At 69.3% G+C, this 21,130-nt stretch carries 17 protein-coding genes; 8 read left to right on the top strand and 9 right to left on the bottom strand.

Annotated elements, in window-relative coordinates; genetic code table 11:
• Positions 1–143: 143 nt before the first annotated feature.
• Entirely contained in the window at positions 144–1,133 is a 990-nt protein-coding gene (add, locus tag QSK35_RS02150; protein ID WP_285741661.1) for an adenosine deaminase, read from the top strand.
• On the opposite strand, the gene QSK35_RS02155 is transcribed toward add, so the two are convergent.
• Positions 1,115–1,423, bottom strand: a complete 309-nt coding sequence (locus QSK35_RS02155; protein ID WP_285741663.1) for a hypothetical protein — start codon at positions 1,421–1,423, stop codon at positions 1,115–1,117. The genes add and QSK35_RS02155 overlap by 19 nt on opposite strands.
• A gap of 92 nt (positions 1,424–1,515) precedes the next feature.
• On the opposite strand from QSK35_RS02155, the gene hrpA reads away from it, so the two are divergent.
• The gene (gene hrpA, locus QSK35_RS02160; RefSeq protein WP_285741665.1) at positions 1,516–5,367 is read left to right on the top strand and encodes an ATP-dependent RNA helicase HrpA; all 3,852 of its coding nucleotides are present in this window, start codon (positions 1,516–1,518) and stop codon (positions 5,365–5,367) included.
• On the opposite strand, the gene QSK35_RS02165 is transcribed toward hrpA, so the two are convergent.
• The 3 genes from QSK35_RS02165 to QSK35_RS02175 are packed head-to-tail and all read right to left on the bottom strand — an operon-like array spanning position 5,339 to position 9,611.
• Positions 5,339–7,468 carry a caspase family protein gene (locus QSK35_RS02165; protein ID WP_285741667.1) on the bottom strand — a complete coding sequence of 710 codons (2,130 nt, stop codon included), beginning with the start codon at positions 7,466–7,468 and terminating at the stop codon, positions 5,339–5,341. The genes hrpA and QSK35_RS02165 overlap by 29 nt on opposite strands.
• Positions 7,468–7,833: a hypothetical protein gene (locus QSK35_RS02170; protein WP_285741669.1), complete on the bottom strand. Its 366-nt coding sequence runs from the start codon at positions 7,831–7,833 to the stop codon at positions 7,468–7,470. Before QSK35_RS02170 ends, QSK35_RS02165 begins: the two co-directional genes overlap by 1 nt.
• A gap of 44 nt (positions 7,834–7,877) precedes the next feature.
• A complete protein-coding gene (locus QSK35_RS02175) occupies positions 7,878–9,611 on the bottom strand; it encodes a glycoside hydrolase family 9 protein (RefSeq protein ID WP_285741671.1) in 1,734 nt (577 codons plus the stop codon).
• A 135-nt stretch (positions 9,612–9,746) separates the two neighbouring features.
• Between QSK35_RS02175 and QSK35_RS02180 the strand changes: the two genes are divergently transcribed.
• The 4 genes from QSK35_RS02180 (at position 9,747) to QSK35_RS02195 (ending at position 11,920) form a co-directional block, all read left to right on the top strand.
• The gene (locus QSK35_RS02180; RefSeq protein WP_285741673.1) at positions 9,747–10,556 is read left to right on the top strand and encodes a helix-turn-helix domain-containing protein; all 810 of its coding nucleotides are present in this window, start codon (positions 9,747–9,749) and stop codon (positions 10,554–10,556) included.
• 10 nt (positions 10,557–10,566) lie between these two features.
• The gene (locus QSK35_RS02185; protein WP_285741675.1) at positions 10,567–10,746 is read left to right on the top strand and encodes a DUF397 domain-containing protein; all 180 of its coding nucleotides are present in this window, start codon (positions 10,567–10,569) and stop codon (positions 10,744–10,746) included.
• Between the two features lie 194 nt (positions 10,747–10,940).
• The gene (locus tag QSK35_RS42805; protein WP_502881611.1) at positions 10,941–11,522 is read left to right on the top strand and encodes a DddA-like double-stranded DNA deaminase toxin; all 582 of its coding nucleotides are present in this window, start codon (positions 10,941–10,943) and stop codon (positions 11,520–11,522) included.
• Positions 11,510–11,920: an Imm1 family immunity protein gene (locus QSK35_RS02195; RefSeq protein ID WP_285741679.1), complete on the top strand. Its 411-nt coding sequence runs from the start codon at positions 11,510–11,512 to the stop codon at positions 11,918–11,920. The genes QSK35_RS42805 and QSK35_RS02195 overlap by 13 nt, the downstream gene beginning before the upstream one ends.
• 5 nt (positions 11,921–11,925) lie before the next feature.
• Here the strand turns inward: QSK35_RS02195 and QSK35_RS02200 are convergent, their stop codons facing one another.
• The 5 genes from QSK35_RS02200 to QSK35_RS02220 are packed head-to-tail and all read right to left on the bottom strand — an operon-like array spanning position 11,926 to position 18,042.
• The gene (locus QSK35_RS02200) at positions 11,926–12,879 is read right to left on the bottom strand and encodes a PP2C family protein-serine/threonine phosphatase (RefSeq protein WP_285741681.1); all 954 of its coding nucleotides are present in this window, start codon (positions 12,877–12,879) and stop codon (positions 11,926–11,928) included.
• Between the two features lie 4 nt (positions 12,880–12,883).
• Entirely contained in the window at positions 12,884–15,010 is a 2,127-nt protein-coding gene (locus QSK35_RS02205) for a serine/threonine-protein kinase (protein WP_285741682.1), read from the bottom strand.
• A gap of 15 nt (positions 15,011–15,025) precedes the next feature.
• Positions 15,026–15,985: a glutamate ABC transporter substrate-binding protein gene (locus QSK35_RS02210; protein WP_285741685.1), complete on the bottom strand. Its 960-nt coding sequence runs from the start codon at positions 15,983–15,985 to the stop codon at positions 15,026–15,028.
• Entirely contained in the window at positions 15,982–17,232 is a 1,251-nt protein-coding gene (locus QSK35_RS02215) for a GlnX family signal transduction membrane protein (protein WP_285741687.1), read from the bottom strand. Before QSK35_RS02215 ends, QSK35_RS02210 begins: the two co-directional genes overlap by 4 nt.
• A gap of 57 nt (positions 17,233–17,289) precedes the next feature.
• On the bottom strand, positions 17,290–18,042 hold the full coding sequence (locus tag QSK35_RS02220; RefSeq protein ID WP_285741689.1) for a TetR/AcrR family transcriptional regulator: 753 nt from the start codon (positions 18,040–18,042) through the stop codon (positions 17,290–17,292).
• Between the two features lie 41 nt (positions 18,043–18,083).
• Here QSK35_RS02220 and QSK35_RS02225 point away from each other — a divergent pair, with 41 nt between their 5' ends.
• Complete coding sequence (locus QSK35_RS02225; protein WP_285741691.1) at positions 18,084–20,405, top strand: DEAD/DEAH box helicase; 2,322 nt, start codon at positions 18,084–18,086, stop codon at positions 20,403–20,405.
• Complete coding sequence (locus QSK35_RS02230) at positions 20,402–21,118, top strand: SWIM zinc finger family protein (protein WP_285741693.1); 717 nt, start codon at positions 20,402–20,404, stop codon at positions 21,116–21,118. Before QSK35_RS02225 ends, QSK35_RS02230 begins: the two co-directional genes overlap by 4 nt.
• Positions 21,119–21,130 lie beyond the last annotated feature (12 nt).

The raw sequence follows: 21,130 nt of genomic DNA on the forward strand, positions 1-21,130 counted from the left end.
ACCTACTCAAAAGTAGATTCGAACTCGCAGGTCAACCGCCGTATTCTGCAAATGCCCAACCGCGGGCCGAATTCGTCCATCGGCGAACCCCGTGTCCACTAAATGAGCGGCGCGGAGCGGCTCCGGCACCTATCGTCGCCGACGTGCGCGACCTGTTGACCTTGCCCAAAGCCCACCTGCACGTCCACCTCGAGAGCACCGTGCGACCCGAGACGGTGGCGGCGCTCGCAGACGCGCACGGCATCGTGGTGCCGCCGCTGCCGGAGGCGTTCGACGGGTTCACCCAGTTCGCCGCGCACAACGGTGTCGTCCGGTCCTGTCTGCAACGTCCTTCGGACTTCGCCCGGATCGCACGCGAGTTCTGCGCTGACGAAGCGGCGCAGGGGACTCGCTACGCGGAGGTCACCTTCACCGCCGCCGCGCACGGCGAGCGCCTCGGTGATCCCGGCATGCCGCTCCTTGCCGTGCTCGAAGGGCTCGCCGCGGGGCAGGCCGAGTACGGCATCGAGGTTCGCGTGATCCTTGACCACCCGCGCCGCCGGTCTCTGGAGCGGCTCCGCACCACCCTGCGGCTGGCCGTCTCGCACCCGGAGGTCGTCGCGATCGGTGTCGCTGGTGAAGAGGACCATCCGCTCACGCCGTTCGCCGACGTGTTCCGCGAGGCTGCCGAGGCCGGTGTCGGGCTCGTGCACCACGCGGGGGAGTGCTGTGGCGCTGCCAGCGTGCGCGAGGCGTTGACTCTCGGGCGTGCCGATCGGATCGGGCACGGGTTCCGGGCCCTCGAAGACCCCTCGCTGGTCGCCGAGTTGCGCGACCGGGCCGTACCGCTCGAGGTATGCCCGTCGTCCAATGTGGCCTTGGGGCTGGCCGGATCACTCTCCTCTCATCCGTTGCCTCTGCTGGTGGACGCCGGGCTCGTGGTCACGCTCAACACCGACGTTCCTTCCGCTACCGGGGCCACACTCACCTCCGAGTACGTCGCCGTGCGTGAGGCCTTCGGGTATGACGACTCGGCTATGGCGGCGTTCAGCGCGGCGGCCGTCTCGGCGTCCTTCGCCGCCGAGGACACGAAGGTGCGGCTGCGGAAGGAGATCGACACCTGGATGGGCCGCGATCAGGTCAACACCTGCTGACGCGAAGGCACGTAACAAGCCAGCCCGTGCCGAGACGCCAGCAACCGCACCAGCTCCAACATCCGCAGCGGCTCCTGCCACACCAGATGCACGATGATCGCGTCCGACCCCACCGTCAACGCCCACCCAGCCGAAGCCCCAGGATCCGGCGACGTCTCCAGCAACTCCCGGTGAAACGCCGCCACCCGAGGCTCCACCGCCCCCGACGGCGAGGCCCGCAACTCCGCATACCGAGCCGCGGCGTCCGCGTACGACACCGGCCCCGAGGCCGGCCACACGACCACGTCCATCACGCCACCTCCATGAGCCGCACCATACGGACGGGGTCTGACAATTAATTGCCGCGAGCGGCGCCGAGGCGGTTGACTATCCTGGGCACCAAATGGACACCCCGCTCGCTGAACTGCACAAACGCCTGCCCGAGCTCATGCTGCGTGATCAACGCGCGCTCGGTCGCCGGATCGACGGCATCCGCAGGATCAAAGACCCCGCCAAGCGGACGACGATCGTCGAGAAGATCGCCCGGGAGATCGACGAGGCGGAGCTCAAGCTGCAGGTCCGCAGGGAGTCCGTCCCAGCCATCCGCTACCCCGAAGAGCTGCCCGTCAGCCAGCGGAAACAGGACATCCTCGACGCCATCGCGAACCACCAGGTCGTGATCGTCGCCGGTGAGACCGGCTCGGGGAAGACCACCCAGCTGCCCAAGATCTGCCTGGAGCTGGGCCGGGGCATCAAGGGACAGATCGGTCACACCCAGCCGCGCCGGCTCGCCGCCCGCACCGTCGCCGAACGCGTCGCCGAGGAACTCAACACCGACCTCGGCAGCACCGTCGGCTACAAGGTCCGGTTCACCGACCAGTCCGGCGACGACACCCTGGTCAAGCTGATGACCGACGGCATCCTGCTCGCCGAGATCCAGACCGACCGCAGCCTGAGCCGCTACGACACGATCATCATCGACGAGGCCCACGAGCGGAGCCTCAACGTCGACTTCCTGCTCGGCTACCTCAAGCAGCTGCTGCCGAAGCGCCCGGACCTCAAGCTCATCATCACGAGCGCGACGATCGACCCCGAGCGGTTCTCCCGGCATTTCGGCGACGCCCCGATCGTCGAGGTCAGCGGCCGCACCTACCCCGTCGAGGTGCGCTACCGGCCGATCGACGAGGACGACGACCAGACCCAGGGCATCATCGACGCCGTCCACGAGCTGCAGAACGAAGGCCCCGGCGACATCCTCGTGTTCCTGTCCGGCGAACGGGAGATCCGCGACACCGCCGACGCCCTCAAGGCCGAAGACCTGCGCAACACCGAGATCCTCCCGCTCTACGCACGCCTGAGCGTGGGGGAGCAGCACCGCGTCTTCCAGAAGCACTCGGGACGCCGCGTCGTGCTCGCCACCAACGTCGCCGAGACCAGCCTCACCGTGCCGGGCATCAAGTACGTCATCGACCCCGGCAACGCCCGCATCTCCCGCTACAGCCACCGCCTCAAGGTCCAGCGCCTGCCCATCGAGCCCGTCAGCCAGGCGAGCGCGAACCAGCGCAAGGGCCGCTGCGGCCGCGTCAGCGAAGGCATCTGCATCCGCCTGTACTCCGAGGAGGACTTCGAGGCCCGCCCCGAGTTCACCGACCCGGAGATCCTGCGCACCAACCTCGCCAGCGTCATCCTCCAGATGACCAGCATCGGCCTCGGCGACGTCGCCGCGTTCCCGTTCATCGACGGACCCGACAACCGCAACATCAACGACGGCGTCCAGCTCCTCCAGGAGCTCGGCGCCATCAACGCCCAGCAGAAGACCCTCACCCCGACAGGCCGCAAGCTCGCCCAGCTCCCGGTCGACCCGCGCCTGGCGCGCATGGTCCTCGAAGCGGACGCCAACGGCTGCCTCAAAGAGGTCATGATCATCGCCGCCGCGCTGTCCATTCAGGACCCGCGCGAACGCCCCGCCGACCACCAGCAGGCCGCCACCGAGAAGCACGCCCGGTTCGCCAACCCCGAGAGCGACTTCCTCAGCTACCTCAACCTCTGGCAGTACCTCAAGGACCAGCAGAAGGCCCTGTCGTCCAACCAGTTCCGCAAGCTGTGCCGCAACGAGTTCCTCAACTACCTGCGCGTGCGCGAATGGCAGGACATCTACCTGCAGCTGCGCCAGGTCGCCAAGCAGCTCGGCATGACGCTCAACGAACAGCCCGGCGACCCGCGCAACATCCACATCTCACTGCTGTCAGGACTGCTCAGCCACATCGGCGTCAAGGACGTCCTCAAAAAAGAGAAGCGCCAGATGACCGAGTTCATCGGCGCCCGCAACGCCAAGTTCGCGATCTTCCCCGGCTCCGCGCTGTTCAAGAAACCACCCCAATGGGTCATGGCCGCCGAGCTCGTCGAGACCAGCCGGCTGTGGGGCCGGATCGTCGCCAAGATCGAACCCGAGTGGGCCGAACGCCTCGGCGAGCACGTCGTCAAACGCGTCTACAGCGAACCGCACTGGGAACAGAAACGCGGATCCGTTGTCGCGCTGGAGAAAGTCACCCTCTACGGCGTCCCCATCGTCACCGGCCGCAAGGTCAGCTACGGCCGCATCGACCCCGAACTGAGCCGCGACCTGTTCATCCGCCACGCCCTCGTCCAGGGCGAGTGGACCACCCACCACCGGTTCTTCCACGCCAACCAGAAGCTGCGTGACGAGGTCGACGAACTGGAGAACCGGGCCCGGCGCCGCGACATCGCCGTCGACGACGAGACCCTCTACGACTTCTACGACCAGCGCGTCCCCGCCGACGTCGTCTCCGCCCGGCACTTCGACTCGTGGTGGAAGAAGCAGAAGGACAAGAACCTCCTCACCTTCACCCGCGACCTGCTCGTCAACGCGAACGCCGACGTCAGCGAGGAGCAGTACCCCGACCAGTGGCGCCAGGGCGAGCTCACCCTGCCGCTGAGCTACCACTTCGAACCCGGCGCCAAGCAGGACGGCGTCACCGTGCGGCTGCCGCTCCCGGCACTGACCACGCTGGCCGACGACGCGTTCTCCTGGCAGATCCCCGGACTGCGCAACGAGCTCGTCGTCGCCCTCATCCGGTCGCTGCCCAAGCAACTGCGCCGCAACTTCGTGCCCGTCCCGGACGTCGCCGCCGCCGTCCTGCACCGCATCAACCCCGAGGAAACGAGCCTGCTCGACGGCCTCGAACGTGAGCTCAAAGCCCTCACCGGCGTCACCGTCCCCCGCGACGCGTGGCAGTTCGACCAGGTCCCCGAGCACCTCAAGCCGACCATCCAGGTCATCGACGAGCAGAACAAGAAGCTCGCCGAGGGCAAGGACCTCGCCGCGCTGAAGGACCAGCTGCGCCAGGAGGTCCGCGAAACCCTGTCGGCCGCCGCGAGCCACCTCGAACGCACCGGCATCACCACCTGGGACATCGGCACCCTGCCCCGCACCGTCGAGCAACGCCAGGCGGGCATCACCGTCACCGCGTACCCGTCGCTGGTCGACCAGGGCGACAGCGTCGCCATCAAGATCCTCGACACCCCCGGCCGCCAGACCTACGCGCACCGCCGCGGCGTGCGCCGGCTGTTGCTGCTCAACCTCAACTCGCCGGTGAAGATGCTGCAGCGCAACCTCGACAACGCCGCCAAGCTCGCGCTGACCCGCAACCCCCACGGCGGCGTCGCCGCCCTGCTCGCCGACTGCATCAGCTGCGCGGTCGACCGGCTCATGGGCGATCCCGCCTGGGACGAGGCCGGCTACCAGAAACAGCTGACCAGGGTGCAGGCCGCCCTCAACGACACCACCTGGGTCGTCGTCGGGGAAGTCCGCAAAATCCTCGAGACCGCCCAGAACGTCGAACTGCACCTCAACGCGCTGAAAGGCGCCGATCAGTCCAAACAGGACATCCGTGCCCAGTACAACGCGCTGGTGTACAAGGGATTCGTCACCGCCACCGGCTACGACCGGCTCCCCGACGTCGTCAGATACCTCAAGGGCATCCAGCGCCGGCTGGAGAAACTCCCGCAGAACGCCGCCCGCGACGGCGAGTGGACCGACCGCGTCCACCAGGTCCACGCCGAGTACCGCGAACTACGCGCCCAAGTGCCCGCCGACGAACCCGCGCCCGAGCTCGACGAGATCCGCTGGATGATCGAGGAGCTGCGGCTGAGCTACTTCGCCCAGACCGTCGGCACCGCCTACACCGTGTCGGACAAACGCATCTTCAAGGCGCTCGACGCCGTGCCACTGTGAGTACGAGGACGACCGCCACCGCGAGCAGAAGCACATAGCTCGGCGTGCCGAACGGCATCGCCGACAGCACGAGCAGCATCGCGGTCCACGGCACCAGCATGCCCACGGCCAGGGAGAGCGGTCGTGCCATCAGCGACGGCACGACCGGCGAACCCAGCGCCGCCCCCGCCATCAGTGCCGCGTACACCGGATCGCCGCCGGCGAGCAGTGACGCCTTCCACACCAGCGCGGCGAGCACCGCCATGCCGCACACGACCGTCACCGCGGGGCCCCACGACAACGACAGATCGGAGGAGCGGCGCACGATCCCGACGGCTGCCAGCGCGGAGGAGATCAGCAGCAGATACCCGAGGAACCCGATGTAGTAGGCCGTGCCGTACGGGTCGAAGCTCTCCGAGTAGATCGGCTCCCAGAACGTCATCGCGATCCCGGCCGGCGTGAGCGACCCGGCCGCCACCAGCGCCCCCGCACCCACCGCACGGTTCCGCGGCTGCAACACGCAGATCCCCGCCACCAGCGCCACCACCGCGAGCGACACGAAGTACAGCCACAGCATCGGCCGGATCGAGATCATCGACTCGCCGTACCGGTACTCACTCGGCACCGCCAGCAGCAACAGGACCGCGGCGCCCAGCGCCAGCACCCCGCACCGTGGCACCAGCTTCTCGGCGTCGCCGCGCGGGATGAACTGCCTGGGCAGATCGGTGATCGGCTTGCGTGGCCCGCCCACAACCCGCTTGGGCGGCGTCACCGGGCCCGCGGGCGACGGTGCGGGCGAGACCTTCATCGGGCTGCTCACGGTGTGGATCTCCACCGGTGGCGTCGCCCCCGCCGGTCGTCTCTCGACCGGCTTCGGCGCCTGGACCGGTTCCGGTTTCGGCTCGGCCGGCCGCAGCGGCGTGGGCAGCACGGTCACGACCGCCTCCCCGGTCGGCCCGCTGATCGTCACCACCGCGTGCCCGGCCGGAGGCGCGCCTTCCCGCAACGACACCCTGATCTCGTCCTCGACCAGTTCCGCCCGGACCCACGGCTCCGACGCCGTCACCGTCACCGCCCGCGCGATCGGCGGACCACCCAGCACCACCACCCGCGGCTCCGGCGACGAGAAATGCAACTCACGCACGCTCGGCCGGATCTCGGCATCCCCCAGCGCGGCGGCGGCCGCCCCGGCGACACTGCTGATGTCCGTACTCGCCATCTGCGCCAACGCGACATGCGCACCCGCGGCGACCTCGAGGTTCTCCGACGCCAACCGGTTCCGCAGCTCCTGCACCGCCCCCAGCCGGGTGAACATGTTCGGAGAAGCCACCGCCTCCGCGAGATCCGCGGGCATCGCCGCCGGCTTGATCCGCCGCCGTCCCGACCGCGCCAGGTACAACTCGCCCTGCATCTCGATGTCACGGCTGGGCGTCTGGTTGGGGTTCTCCTGCCGCACTCGTTCGAACACGTAGTCGTACAGCTCGTTCAACGAGATCAGGCCGTCCTCGTCCCGATCCGCCTCACCCGTCGACAACCCGCGCACCAGCGCCGAGGTGAACACCGACGGCGTCGGCACGTGCTCGTCGGCCAGCCGGTCGCCCTCGAACGCGTACTCCATCGCGTTCGACGCGGTGATCACCGCCCGGCCCCGCCCACCGGACAGCCGCGACAACACGTCCACGTCACCCGCGGCCCGCACCGCCACACCCTCGCTGAACGCACCGCCGTAACAGCAGTCCAGCAGCAACACCACCGACCGCGACCGCGACTGCCGCATACACCGCCGCACGAAATCCGCCGGCACCGCCGTCGACCCCAGCCGGTGCGGCCGCGTGTTGCGCACCGCGAAGAACAGCTCACCCGACTCGCTCTTCACCCCGTGACACGAGAAGTGCAGCAACAGCACATCGTCCGGCTCACCCTCCAGGAACAGGTCCTCCACCCGTTCCTGCACCACCGAGGCCGTCTCGTCGCGCACCACCTCGACGGTGAAATCCGATACCCGCCGATCACCCAGCACCTCCGCCAGCGCCACCGCGTCGGCCGCCGGCGAGCGCAACCGGCTGAACCCCTCGTGGTCGTAGGAGGAGTTCGCGACGATCAACGCCCGCCGCGCGCCCATCAGGAGTGCCTGCTCACGAACAGGTCGATCAGCTTGTCCTGGTCCTCGGCCGAGGCGTCGGCGATCTCCAGCACGTCACCGTCGATCTCCACCCGCACCATCCGCTGCACCTGGGTGCCCCGGCCCAGCCAGCCGCGGATCGTCGTGATGATCGACTGCAACGCCGTCGTCGACTGCGCCGCCGTGACCAGCAGACCGCCGACGGTCGCCGCGTCGAGCGCCCGCGAACCCTCGGGCGGCGGACCCGAGGGCAACGCGGTCACGGAAACGTCCAGCTGCGAGATCTCCTGGCGCAGGTAACCCGTCACCAGGTCCAGGCGCTCGGCATCGGCACCCCGTTCGGCGAGAAGCACACGGACGTCCATGGCGCGCCTCCTTCAACCGAAAGTCGCAGAACCGGTGCCCGCCGTTAGCCGATCGCGGCGGCGTACAAGAACCACGTCGAGTGCGGAATCCACTGCTCCAACCAGCGCCAGTCGGTGTTCGGGCCCGACGACGCCACCCCGGGATCCCACTCGATGCCCCGGCCGTCCGCGGCACGCCCGGTGATGCCGTTGACGATCCCGCCCGCCGCACGAATCCATCGCCATGAACCAACAGAGGACCCGTCGGGGTACTCCAGATACGTCGGCGCCGTCCGGCCGTGCCCCTCGAGCATGCACACGTCGAACGGGTTGAGCCCCACGATCCAGTTCAGCTGATCCGCCGCGTACGCCTTGAGCTTCGCCCCGAACGCCGCATCGAACCGCGACGCCGCCATCCGCGCCGCCGTGGCCATCGAAGCGAGCCGCGCGTTCTCGCCCTGCCACCACGAGCCAGCCGCGTCGTGCGGGAAGAAGAACCCCGAGAACCGCTGCCCCGACGCCGTCTGCACCAGCTGCCGCCCGTACCCGAACGGGTTGGCCACCTCAGACGTGATCGACAGCTCGAACTCCAGCGACCGCCGCACCACCGCCAGCACCTTCGCCGAGTCCGCCGCGATCGACGCGTAGTGCAGCAACGACACCACCGGCATCCCCGCGTCCGACGGGTGGAAGTACGGCCGATCCTTGTCGTCGGCGCGCCAGTAGTCCCGATACGCGCCCCACGACGTCAGCCGCGCCATCAACGACGCCGCCCGCGCATCGGCCGCCGCTTTGTACCCGTCCTTCTTGGTGGCCTTGAACAACTCCACCGCCGCCAGCAGGGCGTTGTAGTCGTCCTGGATGTTCTCCTTGCCGTCGTTGGTCAACCGCACGTTGTTGGCCTGCAGGAACTCGAACGCCTCCGCCGCCGGTTGCACAGACCCGGCGCGCGCCAACGCCGCGATCGCCACACCGCAACCTTCACGGAAGTTCAGCGGCCCCTTCCTCAGGAAGCGCTTCTTCGGGTCGATGCTGATGTCGTCCTCCTGCGGCTGGCGCACCGATCCGTAGAACGAGCCGTTCGGCATCTTCACCCGCGCCAGGTACTCCGCCCCGTACAGCGCCTCGTCGAGCAGCAGATCCCGCAGGTGCACGAAGTTCGGGTCGTTGCGGCGCGTCAGCTCGTCGTACGCGGCCCACAGCACCCACGCCGTCAGCGGCAGCTGCAGCGTGTTGCAGAACGAGTACTTCGACAGCTGCGTGAAGTGCTTCGACCAGTCCGCCGCCGCGTCGTACCAACCGCCATGCGCGTCCACCCTGATTGCGGGATCACCCTCATAGGGCAGGTTCCGGTCGACCCGGTCGTACTCGCCGAACGACCGCGAGTCGCGGAAGAACCGCACCACATGCGGCAACGCCCGCCGCTCCAGCACCTGCGGCTCGATCACGAACGGCCGCGACGCGACCCCGCCCACCACGATCACGTACTCGCCCGGTTTGGTGAACGCGGAGAAGTCCGCCACCGAGAACGACGCCGGGATCGCGGGGAAGTGGTTCGCCTGCCAGTCCGGCACCGGAGCCGACTTCTTGGCCACCCCACGGAACACCACGCCGCCCGTGGCGACGTCCACCAGCGTGAACGCCGGCCCGCCGTCCGCGATCACCGCCCGTTTCGGGCCCGACGCCTCGTACCCGATGTTGTTGGTGAACACCGAGCCGCGTTTGTCCGCCGCGGACGCCACACCCGGAATCGCGAGCACACCCGCCGACCCCAGCAAGAAACCACGCCTTGTCGCCACCGAAAACTCCCCATCACGTGGAGACGGCGGCAGCCCCCACCCTAGTGCGGTGTCGGCCGTCCACCACACCAACTTTCAGGTGCATTCGGCCCGAAACGATGGAGCCCTTGGAAGCACTGCCCCTACCGTTCCTCCATGCCCCGCCGAACCTCCACAATGGCCGGACGCGAGTTCGGCGACGTGTTGCGCCCCATCATCGAACGGACCGGGCAGTCGATCCGCCAGCTCGCGACCCGCCTGGGATGGGACCACGCGAAACTGGTCGACCTCGTCAACGGCAGGGGCGGCACCAGCGAAGCCGAGCTCACCTACCTGCTCGGCATCTGCGGCGCGACCGCCGGCGAACGTGACCATGTGCTCGACCTGTTCCACGACTCACGCGAACGCGGCCTGCTCCAGTTCCACGAGGCCGTCCCCGCGCAGGTACGAACCTTGATGTGCCATGAGCAACGCGCCACCAAGATCACGGTCTGGAGTCCCATCGTGATTCCAGGACTGCTCCAGATTCCCGCCTACATCCGCGCGGTCGCAATGGCATCGCCGCTGATCGCACGGAAGGACGTGGATCAACTGACCGCCGCACGGATTGCTCGCGGGGAGATCGTCGACAGCAGTCGCCAGTTCACGTTCTATGTGCTGCAGCACGCCCTGACAATGCCGGTCGCCGACCCGGACGTAGTACGTGACCAGCTGTACGAGCTGCTGCGGATGACGGTCCGCCCGTACGTCAGCGTGCGGATCGTGCGGGTCGCGGTGATGCCGCCGTTCGTGGTCATGAACTTCGAGGGGCTCGAACCGATCGTCTATCTGGAGAGCCCGAACACCACCCTGTTCCTGGATGACAAGGCCTCGACCGCGTTCTACGCCAAGGCAGTGGAAGCGCTCGACCACATCGCGCTGGGTGAGGAAGAATCCAAGGAGGTGATCAGAAACATCGTGACCTGAGGGGGCACATATGTGGCGCAAGAGCAGCTACTGCGCGACCGGTGGCGACTGCGTCGAGGTCGGGCGGGGCGTCGGCATCCGGGACAGCAAGGCGCCCGCCGTCCACATCCCCGTAGGCGCGGAGGCGTGGACCGCCTTCCTCGACCTCGTGACTGGTCAAGCAGCAGCCCGCCGCGCCATCGGCTGTTGAGAGGCCAACTGATCCGTATGGAGCCTGGGGCATGGGGCGTCGCTCGGGGACGTGGAGAACCTGCTCCGGCGCGTGCTGGACAAGATTGACCAAGCAATCGCCGCACACCGTCAGGCGGCCGATCTCGCCGAGCAGGCACGCGATCTCCTCGGCTTGGCCGGTTCCGGGACCCTACAGGCCGACGTAGAGCAGGCGTGCGCGCTGTTCACGCGAGTGATCGAGGGAATCAACGAACCAGAAGGCCAGATATCGGGTCTTGCCACCGCGGCCGACTTGATTCGCTCCTACCTGCACGGTCGCGGAGTTGGTCACGAAACCAAGGATGTCGCTGCCCCTTCAGGGCCTCCCGCGATTCGGGCCGAGCGGCTCGACGAGATCCGCCGCGAGAGTTGCCCCCGCCGATCAAGGGCGCCGATATCGGGCGCAAGACGCACGGGCAATGGATCGGCCCTGATGGTGCCGCCCACTCGATCGTCAGCGGGGTGGACGACGATTCACGGGCGGCCGACGAACGCCTTCGCCGGCTCGGGCTTCGCATGCGCGCGGCGAAGACGTCGGATGTTGAGATGAAGGTTGCTGCTCGAATGATCCGTGCCGGCGTCCAGCACGCCACGGTCTTGATCAACAACACGCCGTGCCGGGGACGTCTGAGCTGCGACACCCTCGTGCCGATCATGCTTCCGGAAGGTGCCACGCTTACGGTTCATGGCGTGAACGAGGACGGCACGCTGTTTCGGAAGCGATACACAGGAGGTGCCCGCCCGTGGTGGCGCTAGAAGCGTGGTTCGACCGCGACGCGGACGACCCGGCCATTGTCCGCACGGCCGAAGAGTTGGACACCTTGCTGGACACGGTGGCCGCATGGCCACGTCCGAGCACTGTTCAGCTACTCATCGCCGACGACCTCGGCCGGGCCGTTCTGGATGTGGGCCTGGACGGCACGCACGGCCGTGGCGTTCTCTACTACTCGGGTCCGGAATGGCCGGACGCGTGCGCGAGTCAGGGCACTGACACGGCCACCCCGTCGCCGATCTACTACTACATGGGGTCGGACACCGAGTACCCCCCGACGGCGGAGATCCCCTTGGCCGATGTGCTCCGTGCCGCTCATGAGTACATGACCACGGGAGGAGAACGCCCAACCGGAATCAAATGGCAACCCTGGTTCGACTAGCCGACTCACGACTGGGGCGTGAAAGGTACGACCACCACGGTGATGTTGTCGTGACCGCCCGCCTCCAAGGCGACCTTCACGTACTCCTCCGGCCCGCACGACGCCAGCGGCAACAGGTCCTCGACGTCGGGCCGATAGTTGTGCAGACCGTCGCTGCACAACAGGAACACGCCCGGCTCGGTGGGCTGCAACGACACCACGGAGGGCACGACCTGGCCGGCGTCCGCGCCGATCCACCGCGACAGCACGTGCGCACGGCGGTCGGTCTTCGCCTCCTCCTCGGTCAGCACGCCCTCCGCGACCAGCTGCGCCGCCCACGTGTCGTCCTTGGTCAGCTGCGCGGAAGACTCACCGGCCAGCCAGTACACGCGGCTGTCACCCACCCAGCCGATGGTCGCGCCCGACGGGGTCGTCAGCACCGAGACGAACGTGCACGACGGCGCCACCGCGCCCGCCTCAGGGCCCTCGAGCTGCTCCACGGCCAGGCACGCCGCGGCCACCGCGTCGATCGTCGCCTGCTCGCCGTCCACGCCCTCGATCAGCGCGTCGAGTAACACGTCGGTCGCCGCGTCGGCGGCGGCCTGCGACGCCTGCTCCGCGCGTTCCGACGACGCCACACCATCACAGACGACCGCGGCCACCCCGCGGCCGCCGACGACGCCGAACGCCATCGAGTCCTCGTTGCGCGCCCGTCTGCGACCACGGTCGCTGACCCCCGACACCTGCCCCAGCGTGTACTCGACGCGGTCACGCGCGGCCGGCTGATGACGGCCGCACTGCGTGCAGTAGTGCTCGTCATCGATGTCAGGCGACCCGCACAGGATGCAGGACGCCTGGGCCGGGCCGGTCGGACCACCGATCGGGGTGCGCCGCACCAGCAGGTTGCGCCCGCACGCCTCGCAGAACCGATCGTCCATCGCGATCGGAGCCAAGCAGTCCGGGCACTTCGGGATATCCATCAGCTCAAACCAACGTCCTGGGCCTCACCGCGTTCGCGCGGTCCACCAATGCGATCCGTTCCTCCGGCGTGGCCGCGAACCGGGCCTGCGTGCGGTAGCACCGCTCCAGACCCAGCCGAAGCTCGTGTTCGGACAGTGCACAGTCCAGCACCTTGCCCTCACACTCCGAATTGCGGGTCACCCAGTCGAACGCCGCCTCCAGCAACTCGGCGGTCAGCTGCGCCCGGCGCGGCACGTCCAGATCCAGTGAATCAAGGCGTTGACCAGCGGAAACAAGGTCCGCCTCGCACGGGTCGCCGATCAGCGCGCGCACCGCGGCCACCTGCGCGGCGACGTGTTGAGACGAGGTGTCCGGCACGTCGAGCAGCACGTGCACCGCCCGGTCGCGGTCCCCGCGCGCCATCGCCACCCGTGCCAGCCCGAACGCCGCGCTCACATAGGAGTGATCGGTGCGCCAGACGAGCTCGTAGTAGTCCGCCGCGTCCGCGTCACCGACGGCCTCCGCGCACACCGCGATCGCCAGCTTCGGCGCCGCCTCACCCGGCACCCGGTCGTAGACGGCCTCGAAGAACCCGCGCGCCTTGTCCGGCTCGCGGTTCGCCAGCGCCGCCAGGCCGCGGTACCAGTCCGGGCGCCAGTCCTCCGGGTCGATCTCCGAGGAGTCGAACATCGACGGAGCGGTGATCGTGTCCAACTCGGACAACGCCGCCGCCACGTCGCCCGACTCGATCAACGACCGCACGATCCGCAGCCGCACCTCCACGGTGTACTCCGGTGCCTTGCGCAGCCCCGCCGGATCCGACGTCGTCGCCGTCGCCAGCCACGAGGCCGCCGCGTCGGAGGTGTCCACGCGTGGCGCCGGCAGCGCCGCCGCCACGCTCGCCAGGTCGATCGGCTTGTTGTCCACACCGAACCGCCGCCGTTCCGGCGTGAACCGCGCCGACGGGCCGGGACGCTGCTCGCCGTCCTCGATCGCCAGCACCTCGCGCAGCACCCCGGTCAGCTGCTCGGCCATCTCCTCCGCCGAGCCGAACCGCAGCTCCGGGTTGGGGTTCGTCGCGCGCAGCAACAACCGGTGGAACGACCCGAACCGGGCCAGCAGCGGCTGCTCCTCCGGTGTGGGCAGGCGGTCCTTGCAGGTGCCGCGGAAGTCGAACGGGAACGACATCACCGCCAGCGCCCGGCCCACGGTGTAGATGTCGGAGAACACCGACGGGCCGATCGTGCCGATCTCCGGCGCCTGGTAGCCGATCGTGCCGTAGATGGGGGAGTGGTGGTCGTCGATGCGCCGCACCGCGCCCAGGTCGATCAGCTTGAGCTGCTCCTCGGTCTGGATCACGTTGTCCGGCTTGAAGTCGCAGTACAACAGGCCCACACCGTGCAGATAACCGAGCGCGGGCAGGATCTCCAGCACGTAGGCGATCGCCTGCGCCAGCGGCAGCGCCTCGTCCCCGCGGCCCTCCCGGCGGCGCGCGGTGATCATGTCCTTGATGGACCGGCCGCCGACGTACTCCATGACGATGTAGTCGACGAGGTCGAACGTGACCCGGTCGGTGTGCCGGATGAAGTTGTGGATCTTGACGATGTTGGGGTGCTCGACCTCGGCGAGGAACCGGCGTTCGGCCAGTGCGGCGGCCATCGCGTCCGCGTCACCGGAGTCGAGCAGGCCCTTGAGCACCACCCAGCGGTCGCTCACCGCGTGGTCGAGCGCCAGGTAGATCCAGCCCAGCCCGCCGTGCGCGAGGCACCCGAGCACCTCGTACTGGTCGTGCAGAACCTCCTCCGGCTCCAGCTTCGGCGTGAACGAGTACTGGTGGCCGCACTGCGGGCAGTAGCCCTCGACCCTGGCGGGCTTGCCGTCGCGGGCGCGGCCCACCTCCTTGCCGCACTTGCTGCAGAACCGCTTCGCCTCCGGCACCTCGGGGTCGACAAGAACCGCCTCGGTCGGGTCGCGGTAGGGCACGCGCGGCACCTCGACCAGGCCCGCGCCCAGCCGGCCCCGGCTCACCGACCGGGTGGAGTTGCGCCGCGACGGCCCCGAGGACGGGCTCGACACCGACCACGGTGCCGTGCCGGGGCTCGTGGACGGCCCGGTGTCGGGCAGCTCGCCCGACATGGTGTCCTCGCTCATGTCGCACCCCCTGTCTCAGTCCCGATAACGAGCGACGGGCGGCGTGGGTGCCGGACCCAGCTGACCCAGCCACCTGCGATAGAGGGCTACCCACGTGCCGTCGGCGCGCATCTGCTCCAGCACGCCGTTGACGAACCGCACCAGGTCCTCCTGGCCCTTCGGCACACCGATGCCGTACGGCTCCTCGGTGAACCGGCCGCCGACCACCTCGGTGTACGGGTCCTGCGCCGCGAGCCCGGCCAGGATCGTGTCGTCGGTGGAGATCGCGTCCACCTGGCCCTGCTGCAGCATCACCAGGCAGTCGGTCCAGTTCGGCACCGACACCGGCTTCGTGCCCTTCGACGCCACGTTCGCCAGCGACGTCGACCCGGCCGTCGCGCACACCTTCTTGCCCTGCAACGCCTCCACGCCGCTGATCCCGGAGTTGCGGCGCACCAGCACCCGCTGCCCGGCCTGGTAGTACACCGCCGAGAAGTCCACCTCCGCCAGCCGCTGGCAGGTGATCGTCATCGTGCGCACCACCACGTCGACGTCACCGCTCTTCAACGCCGGGATCCGGCCCGCGCTGGTCACGATCTTGAACTGCACCTTCGCCGGGTCGTTGAAGATCGCCTGCGCCAGCCGGCGCGCGAGCTCCACGTCGAAGCCCTCGATCTCGCCGGTGAACGAGTTGCGGAACCCCATCAGATAGGTGTTCTGGTCCACGCCCGCGATCAACCGGCCCCTGGCCTGGATCTTCGCCATCGTCGAGCCGTCGGGCATCTGCCCCGGCTCCGGCAACGGCCCCGGCCGCAGGCTCGCGGTCGCGTCACAGTTCGGTGCGGAGTTCGGCGCGGACGTCGGTGCCTCGGACAGTTCACTGGCCTGTGGCGGCAACGGCGGCGGCGCCGCCCGCGGCGTGATCTTCGCCGGCTCGGTCGGCCCCACCGAACAGGCCGTCAGCAGCAGGGCGAGCAGTACCAACCTGACTTTCATCGGTACTCCTTCAACCGCTGCCACAACCCCATCACCGACGCGGCCGCGCTGAGCACCGCCAGCGCCAGCACCCCCACCACCGTGCCCACCAGCGCGCCCCGCGCCGCCGCGATCTCCTTGCTGAACCCCTGCCGGGCCAGGCCGATCGCCCGCACCAGGTCCGCGTCCAGCTCGTCGAACGACGGCTCGGCGATCAACGCCACCGCCTCGGTGTACTGGCCGGCGTCGTCGGCCTGCCGGATCCGCCCGTGCGTCGCCTGCCACGCGTGGAAATGCGTCAGCGCCGAGTCGACCTCCGCGCTCGGCGCCGTCCGTTTCGCCTGCTCCAGCAGCCCCTCGAGCTCCTTGGCGACCTCGACGTAGTTCTTCTCGTAGTTCTGCCCGCTGCCGCGCGCCACCAGCGTCAGCGTCTCCTCGCCCCGCGCGGTCAGCGTCGCGATCCGCGCCTGCGCCAGCACCGCCACCCGGCCCGACCCGCCGGTGCGGCTGTCGTTGACGTCGCCGATCACGATCACCGACGTCACCACCACCCACAGCAGCGACACGAACGCCGCACCCGTGGCCACGACCAGCCCGACGTTGAGCAGCCGGTTCGTCTTGCGCGTCAGGTACACCTGCGCGAGCCCGAGCGCCGCCAGCACCAGCAACCCCAGCGTCAGCTCCGCGACCGGGAACTTCGCCGCCCGCTGCTGCGCCTGCGCCACCCCGTCGGTCTCCGACCGGTACAGCTCCCGCGCCGCCGGCAGCAGCTGCGCGCGCATCAACGCCGACGCCTCGCCCAGATACGCCGCGCCGACCGGGAAACCCTGCCGGTTGTTCGTCCGCGCGGTCTCGATCAGTCCCGTGTAGACGGGCAGCTGGCTCGCCAGCGTCGCCGTGAGGTCCGGATGCGACGCCGTCGCCCGCGACAACGCCGCCTGCGCCTGCGCGATGTCCGCCTCGTACCGATCCCGCAGCGCCGCGGGTTCCAGGCCACCGGACAGGAACGCGCTCGCCGCCGTGGCGTCCGCGTCCTGCAGACTCCGGTACACCTCCTGCGCCGCGTGACTGAGCGGCTCACTGCGCATCGCGAGTTCCTCGAGCGCCTCGGCCCGGTTGATCACGCTCATCGCCGTCAGGCTGCCCGCGATGAAGCTCGTGGCGATCAGCAGCAGCGCGATCAGGCTCAACCGGCCGGGCGTTGAGCGCGCCAGGCCCGTGACGCGGCGGAGCACCGCCCGCCGCGGCGCCTCTGTGTCGATCACCACGGCGTAAGCGTAAGCACTTGTGTCACCCAGCGCGTCACTTCACGTTCACTGGCCCCGTCAGCGCGTCGCGACGAGCTGCTCCACCCCGTCCAGGATGCGCGCAAGGCCGAACTCGAACGCCGCCTCCGGCGAGAACGCGCTGTTGTAGGCCTCGCCGACCGCGTTGCCCACCCGCGACGCCACCGGATAACGGGCCGGGTCGAACACCTTCATCAGGAACGGAACCGCCGCGTCCCACCACTGCTGGTCGGTCATCCCCGTCTCGCGCTCCGTCTGGGTCGCGCCCGCCTGGCCCCGCGCCGCGTGCTGCACATGGCCCAGCACCAGGTTCAGCACCGAGTCCATCTCCACGTCGGACAGGCCGATGCCCTCCAGCGCCCGCAGCTCGTAGTCGTACTTCGCCGCCACCTGCGGCCCCAGCACCGTGCGGTTCGGCGCCACCTGCATCAGCCACGGATGCCGCCGGTACATCGCCAGGTTCTCCCGTGCGACATAGACGAGCTGCTCGCGCCAGCCGCGGACGTCGGGGGAGCGGCCCGTCTCGCCGTGCACCGTGTCGACCATGACGTCGACCAGCTCACCCTTGCCCGGCACATAGGTGTAGAGCGACATCGTCCCCACACCCAGCGACTCCGCCACCCGCCGCATCGACAACGCGCGCAGGCCCTCGGTGTCCGCGATCTCGATCCCGGCCCGCACGATCCGGTCCACGCTCAGGTCCGGCTTGCCCTTGCGGCTCGTCCGCTCCTGGGTGCGCCACAGCAACGCCAGCGTGCGCGCCGGGTCACCGGAGCCCGTGTGTTCGATCACGAACCACACCATAGCGTACCGTATGCTGTACGGTACAAGGTATGGCACTGTTCGAGGCGGCGGACCCGCCGCGTCTGGGGCGCATCGACGGACGGCCAGTGGGGGAGGCTCTACCAGCACTTCTGCACGACAACGGCTACTGGGGCGTGGCCACCGCGATGGCGTTGCAGCTGGTCGCGCGCGGGCGAATCCGGCCCGGCGTGTCGCCCGGCGGCCACGACACGTGGCGGATCGGCCCGCTCGACCCCGCCGACGAGGCACACCTGCGTGCCCTGTCGGCCGACTACGACTCGTTGCGCGCGTTCCTCGACGCCGTCGCCGACACCCTGCCCCGTGAACCCGGTGAAGGCCCGTTCGCCGGCACCGAGGTGCACGACGTCTCCGGCCTGCGCGACTGGTCCGACGAGCAGCTCACCATCTCGCTGCGGATCGAGACCGACAACGAAATGCGGTTCCGGGCGATCGTCCAGCACCACCTCACCGACTTCGACGCCATGCTCGCCGTCCGCCGCGCCGCACGCGTGTGGGCACCCCTGGAACGCCTGCTCGCCAGGCAGGGACTGCAGCCCCTCGACCTCACCGACGACGAGGTCGTCGACCTGCTCCGCGACCCGCCCGTCGACGTGCACTGGCCGCGTGAGCTGCTGCAGAACCTCCGCGGCCGGGCCGTCATCAGTGCCGGTGAGTTTCGGCTGGGCGACACCTACGAACTAAACTGGCAGCTCGTCCTGGGCGACGACCCGCTCACCGAAGCCGAACTCGACCGGCTCGCCGAGGCCACCCGCCCGGTCGTCCGCCTGCGCGACCAGTGGGTCCTCGTCGACCCCGCCATCGCCCGCCAGGCCACGACCCGCCCGATCAGCGCCGTCGACGCACTCGCCGCGTCCCTGACCGGTTCCGTACTCATCGACGGCGTGCCGGTTTCGGTCACGCGGGAGCCCCGCGATGCGTGTCATGCATCGTGGGGCTCCCGCGTGACGCAAGTGGAGGCCGTGCCGCAGCCTGCGGGGCTGGCGGCGTCGTTGCGGGACTACCAGCTGCACGGCCTGAGCTGGCTCGCCCACATGACCTCACTCGGGCTCGGCGCGTGCCTCGCCGACGACATGGGCCTGGGCAAAACCATCACGCTCATCGCGCTGCACCTGCACCGGGCGTCGGGCCCGACGCTGGTCGTCTGCCCGGCGTCGCTGCTGGGCAACTGGGAACGCGAGATCCACCGGTTCGCGCCCGGCACACCCGTCACCCGCTACCACGGTCCGAACCGGGCACTCGCTTCCGAGGGATTCGTCCTCACCACCTACGGCACCATGCGCCTGGACACCGAAGTGCTGGCCGCGCACGAGTGGGACATGGTCGTCGCCGACGAGGCCCAGCACGTCAAGAACCCCGCGTCCGGCACCGCACAAGCACTCCGGACGATCCCCGCTGCCGCGCGGGTGGCGTTGTCCGGCACCCCGGTCGAGAACAACCTCACCGAACTCTGGTCCATCCTGGACTGGACGACCCCCGGCCTGCTCGGCACCCGCCGCGCGTTCCGCACCCGCTGGCCGGCACCGGACGCCACGCTGGCGCGGCTGATCAGGCCGTTCCTGCTGCGGCGCCGCAAGTCCGATCCCGGCATCGCCCCCGAGCTGCCGCGCAAGACCGAGACCGAACAGCCCGTCTCGCTCAGCCCGGAACAGGCCGCCCTCTACGAGGCGCTGGTCCGCGAGATCCTCGACCAGATCGCCGCCGCGGAAGGCATGGCCCGCCGCGGCCTGATCCTGAAGCTGCTCACCGGCCTCAAGCAGATCTGCAACCACCCGTCGCACTACCTCAAGCGCGAGCTGACCGGCCGGTCCGGCAAGCTCGAACTGCTCGACGAGCTGCTCGACACGATCCTCGCCGAGGACGGCTCCGTCCTGGTGTTCACCCAGTACGTCGACATGGCCCGCCTGCTGGAGACCCACCTCGATCGCCGCGGCATCGCGTGCCACTTCCTGCACGGCGGCACCCCCGTCGCCCGTCGCGACGAGATGGTCCGGTCGTTCCAGGCCGGCGATGTGCCGGTGTTCCTGCTGTCGTTGAAGGCCGCGGGCACCGGCCTCAACCTCACCCGCGCCGACCACGTCGTGCACTACGACCGCTGGTGGAACCCCGCGGTCGAGGACCAGGCCACCGACCGCGCGTACCGCATCGGCCAGACCCGGCCCGTGCAGGTGCACAAGCTCGTCGCCGAAGGCACCGTCGAGGACCGCGTCGCGTCGATACTGGCCGCCAAGCGGGAACTCGCCGACGCCGTCCTCGTGTCCGGTGAGTCGGCGTTGACCGAGCTCACCGACGCCGAACTGTCCGAACTGGTCGCACTGAGGAGCTCGTCATGACGGCTCGCGGGTTCACCGCGTTCCCGAAGACCACCCGCCGCGGCGCGCGCACCTGGTGGGGCAAGGCGTGGATCAAGGCCCTCGAAGACACGGCTCTGGACACCGCGCCACTGCGCCTGGGCCGCCGCTACGCCCACGCCGGTGTCGTCGGACCGATCACCGTCTCACCCGGACGCATCGCCGCCGTCGTGCACGACGAGGACACCGTCTACACCACCGCGGTGTTCGTCCCGGAGCTCACCGACCACGAATGGCGCCGCTTCCTCGACCGCGTCGCCGCCCAGGCCGGCCACATCGCCGCGCTGCTCGACAACGACATGCCGCGCGACCTCGTCGTCTCGGCGGAAGACGCGGGTGTGCGGCTGCTGCCCGGCATCGGTGACCTCGAACCCGAATGTGACTGCCCCGGCTGGGAGCTCCCGTGCCGCCATGCCGCCGCGCTGGCGTTCCAGGTCTCCTGGCTGCTCGACGCCGACCCGTTCGTACTCCTGTTACTACGCGGCCGCGGCGAACGCGAACTGCTCGACGAACTGCGCGCCAAGACCAGAACACCTGTGGTGATCGACCTCCTGCCAGCACGTCCATCCCTCCCCAGCACCACCACGCCCGTGGTGTTCCTGGGGGAGACGCCGCCGGAATACGATCATGGCGAGATGCGGCGACTCGTCGAGCGCGCCGCTCGCAGGGCACGCGCACTCCTGGGGGAACAGTGATCACCGAGAAGC

Origin of the sequence: Lentzea sp. NBRC 105346, assembly GCF_030269605.1 — a bacterium.
Lineage (GTDB): Bacteria > Actinomycetota > Actinomycetes > Mycobacteriales > Pseudonocardiaceae > Lentzea.

What these genes read in the sequence shown, in the direction of transcription:
- QSK35_RS02155 (WP_285741663.1), bottom strand. Translation starts at nt 1,423, where the DNA reads ATGGACGTGGTCGTGTGGCCGGCCTCGGGGCCGGTGTCGTACGCGGAC.
- hrpA (WP_285741665.1), top strand. Translation starts at nt 1,516, where the DNA reads ATGGACACCCCGCTCGCTGAACTGCACAAACGCCTGCCCGAGCTCATG.
- QSK35_RS02165 (WP_285741667.1), bottom strand. Translation starts at nt 7,468, where the DNA reads ATGGGCGCGCGGCGGGCGTTGATCGTCGCGAACTCCTCCTACGACCAC.
- QSK35_RS02170 (WP_285741669.1), bottom strand. Translation starts at nt 7,833, where the DNA reads ATGGACGTCCGTGTGCTTCTCGCCGAACGGGGTGCCGATGCCGAGCGC.
- QSK35_RS02180 (WP_285741673.1), top strand. Translation starts at nt 9,747, where the DNA reads ATGCCCCGCCGAACCTCCACAATGGCCGGACGCGAGTTCGGCGACGTG.
- QSK35_RS02185 (WP_285741675.1), top strand. Translation starts at nt 10,567, where the DNA reads ATGTGGCGCAAGAGCAGCTACTGCGCGACCGGTGGCGACTGCGTCGAG.
- QSK35_RS02200 (WP_285741681.1), bottom strand. Translation starts at nt 12,879, where the DNA reads ATGGATATCCCGAAGTGCCCGGACTGCTTGGCTCCGATCGCGATGGAC.
- QSK35_RS02205 (WP_285741682.1), bottom strand. Translation starts at nt 15,010, where the DNA reads ATGAGCGAGGACACCATGTCGGGCGAGCTGCCCGACACCGGGCCGTCC.
- QSK35_RS02210 (WP_285741685.1), bottom strand. Translation starts at nt 15,985, where the DNA reads ATGAAAGTCAGGTTGGTACTGCTCGCCCTGCTGCTGACGGCCTGTTCG.
- QSK35_RS02225 (WP_285741691.1), top strand. Translation starts at nt 18,084, where the DNA reads ATGGCACTGTTCGAGGCGGCGGACCCGCCGCGTCTGGGGCGCATCGAC.
- QSK35_RS02230 (WP_285741693.1), top strand. Translation starts at nt 20,402, where the DNA reads ATGACGGCTCGCGGGTTCACCGCGTTCCCGAAGACCACCCGCCGCGGC.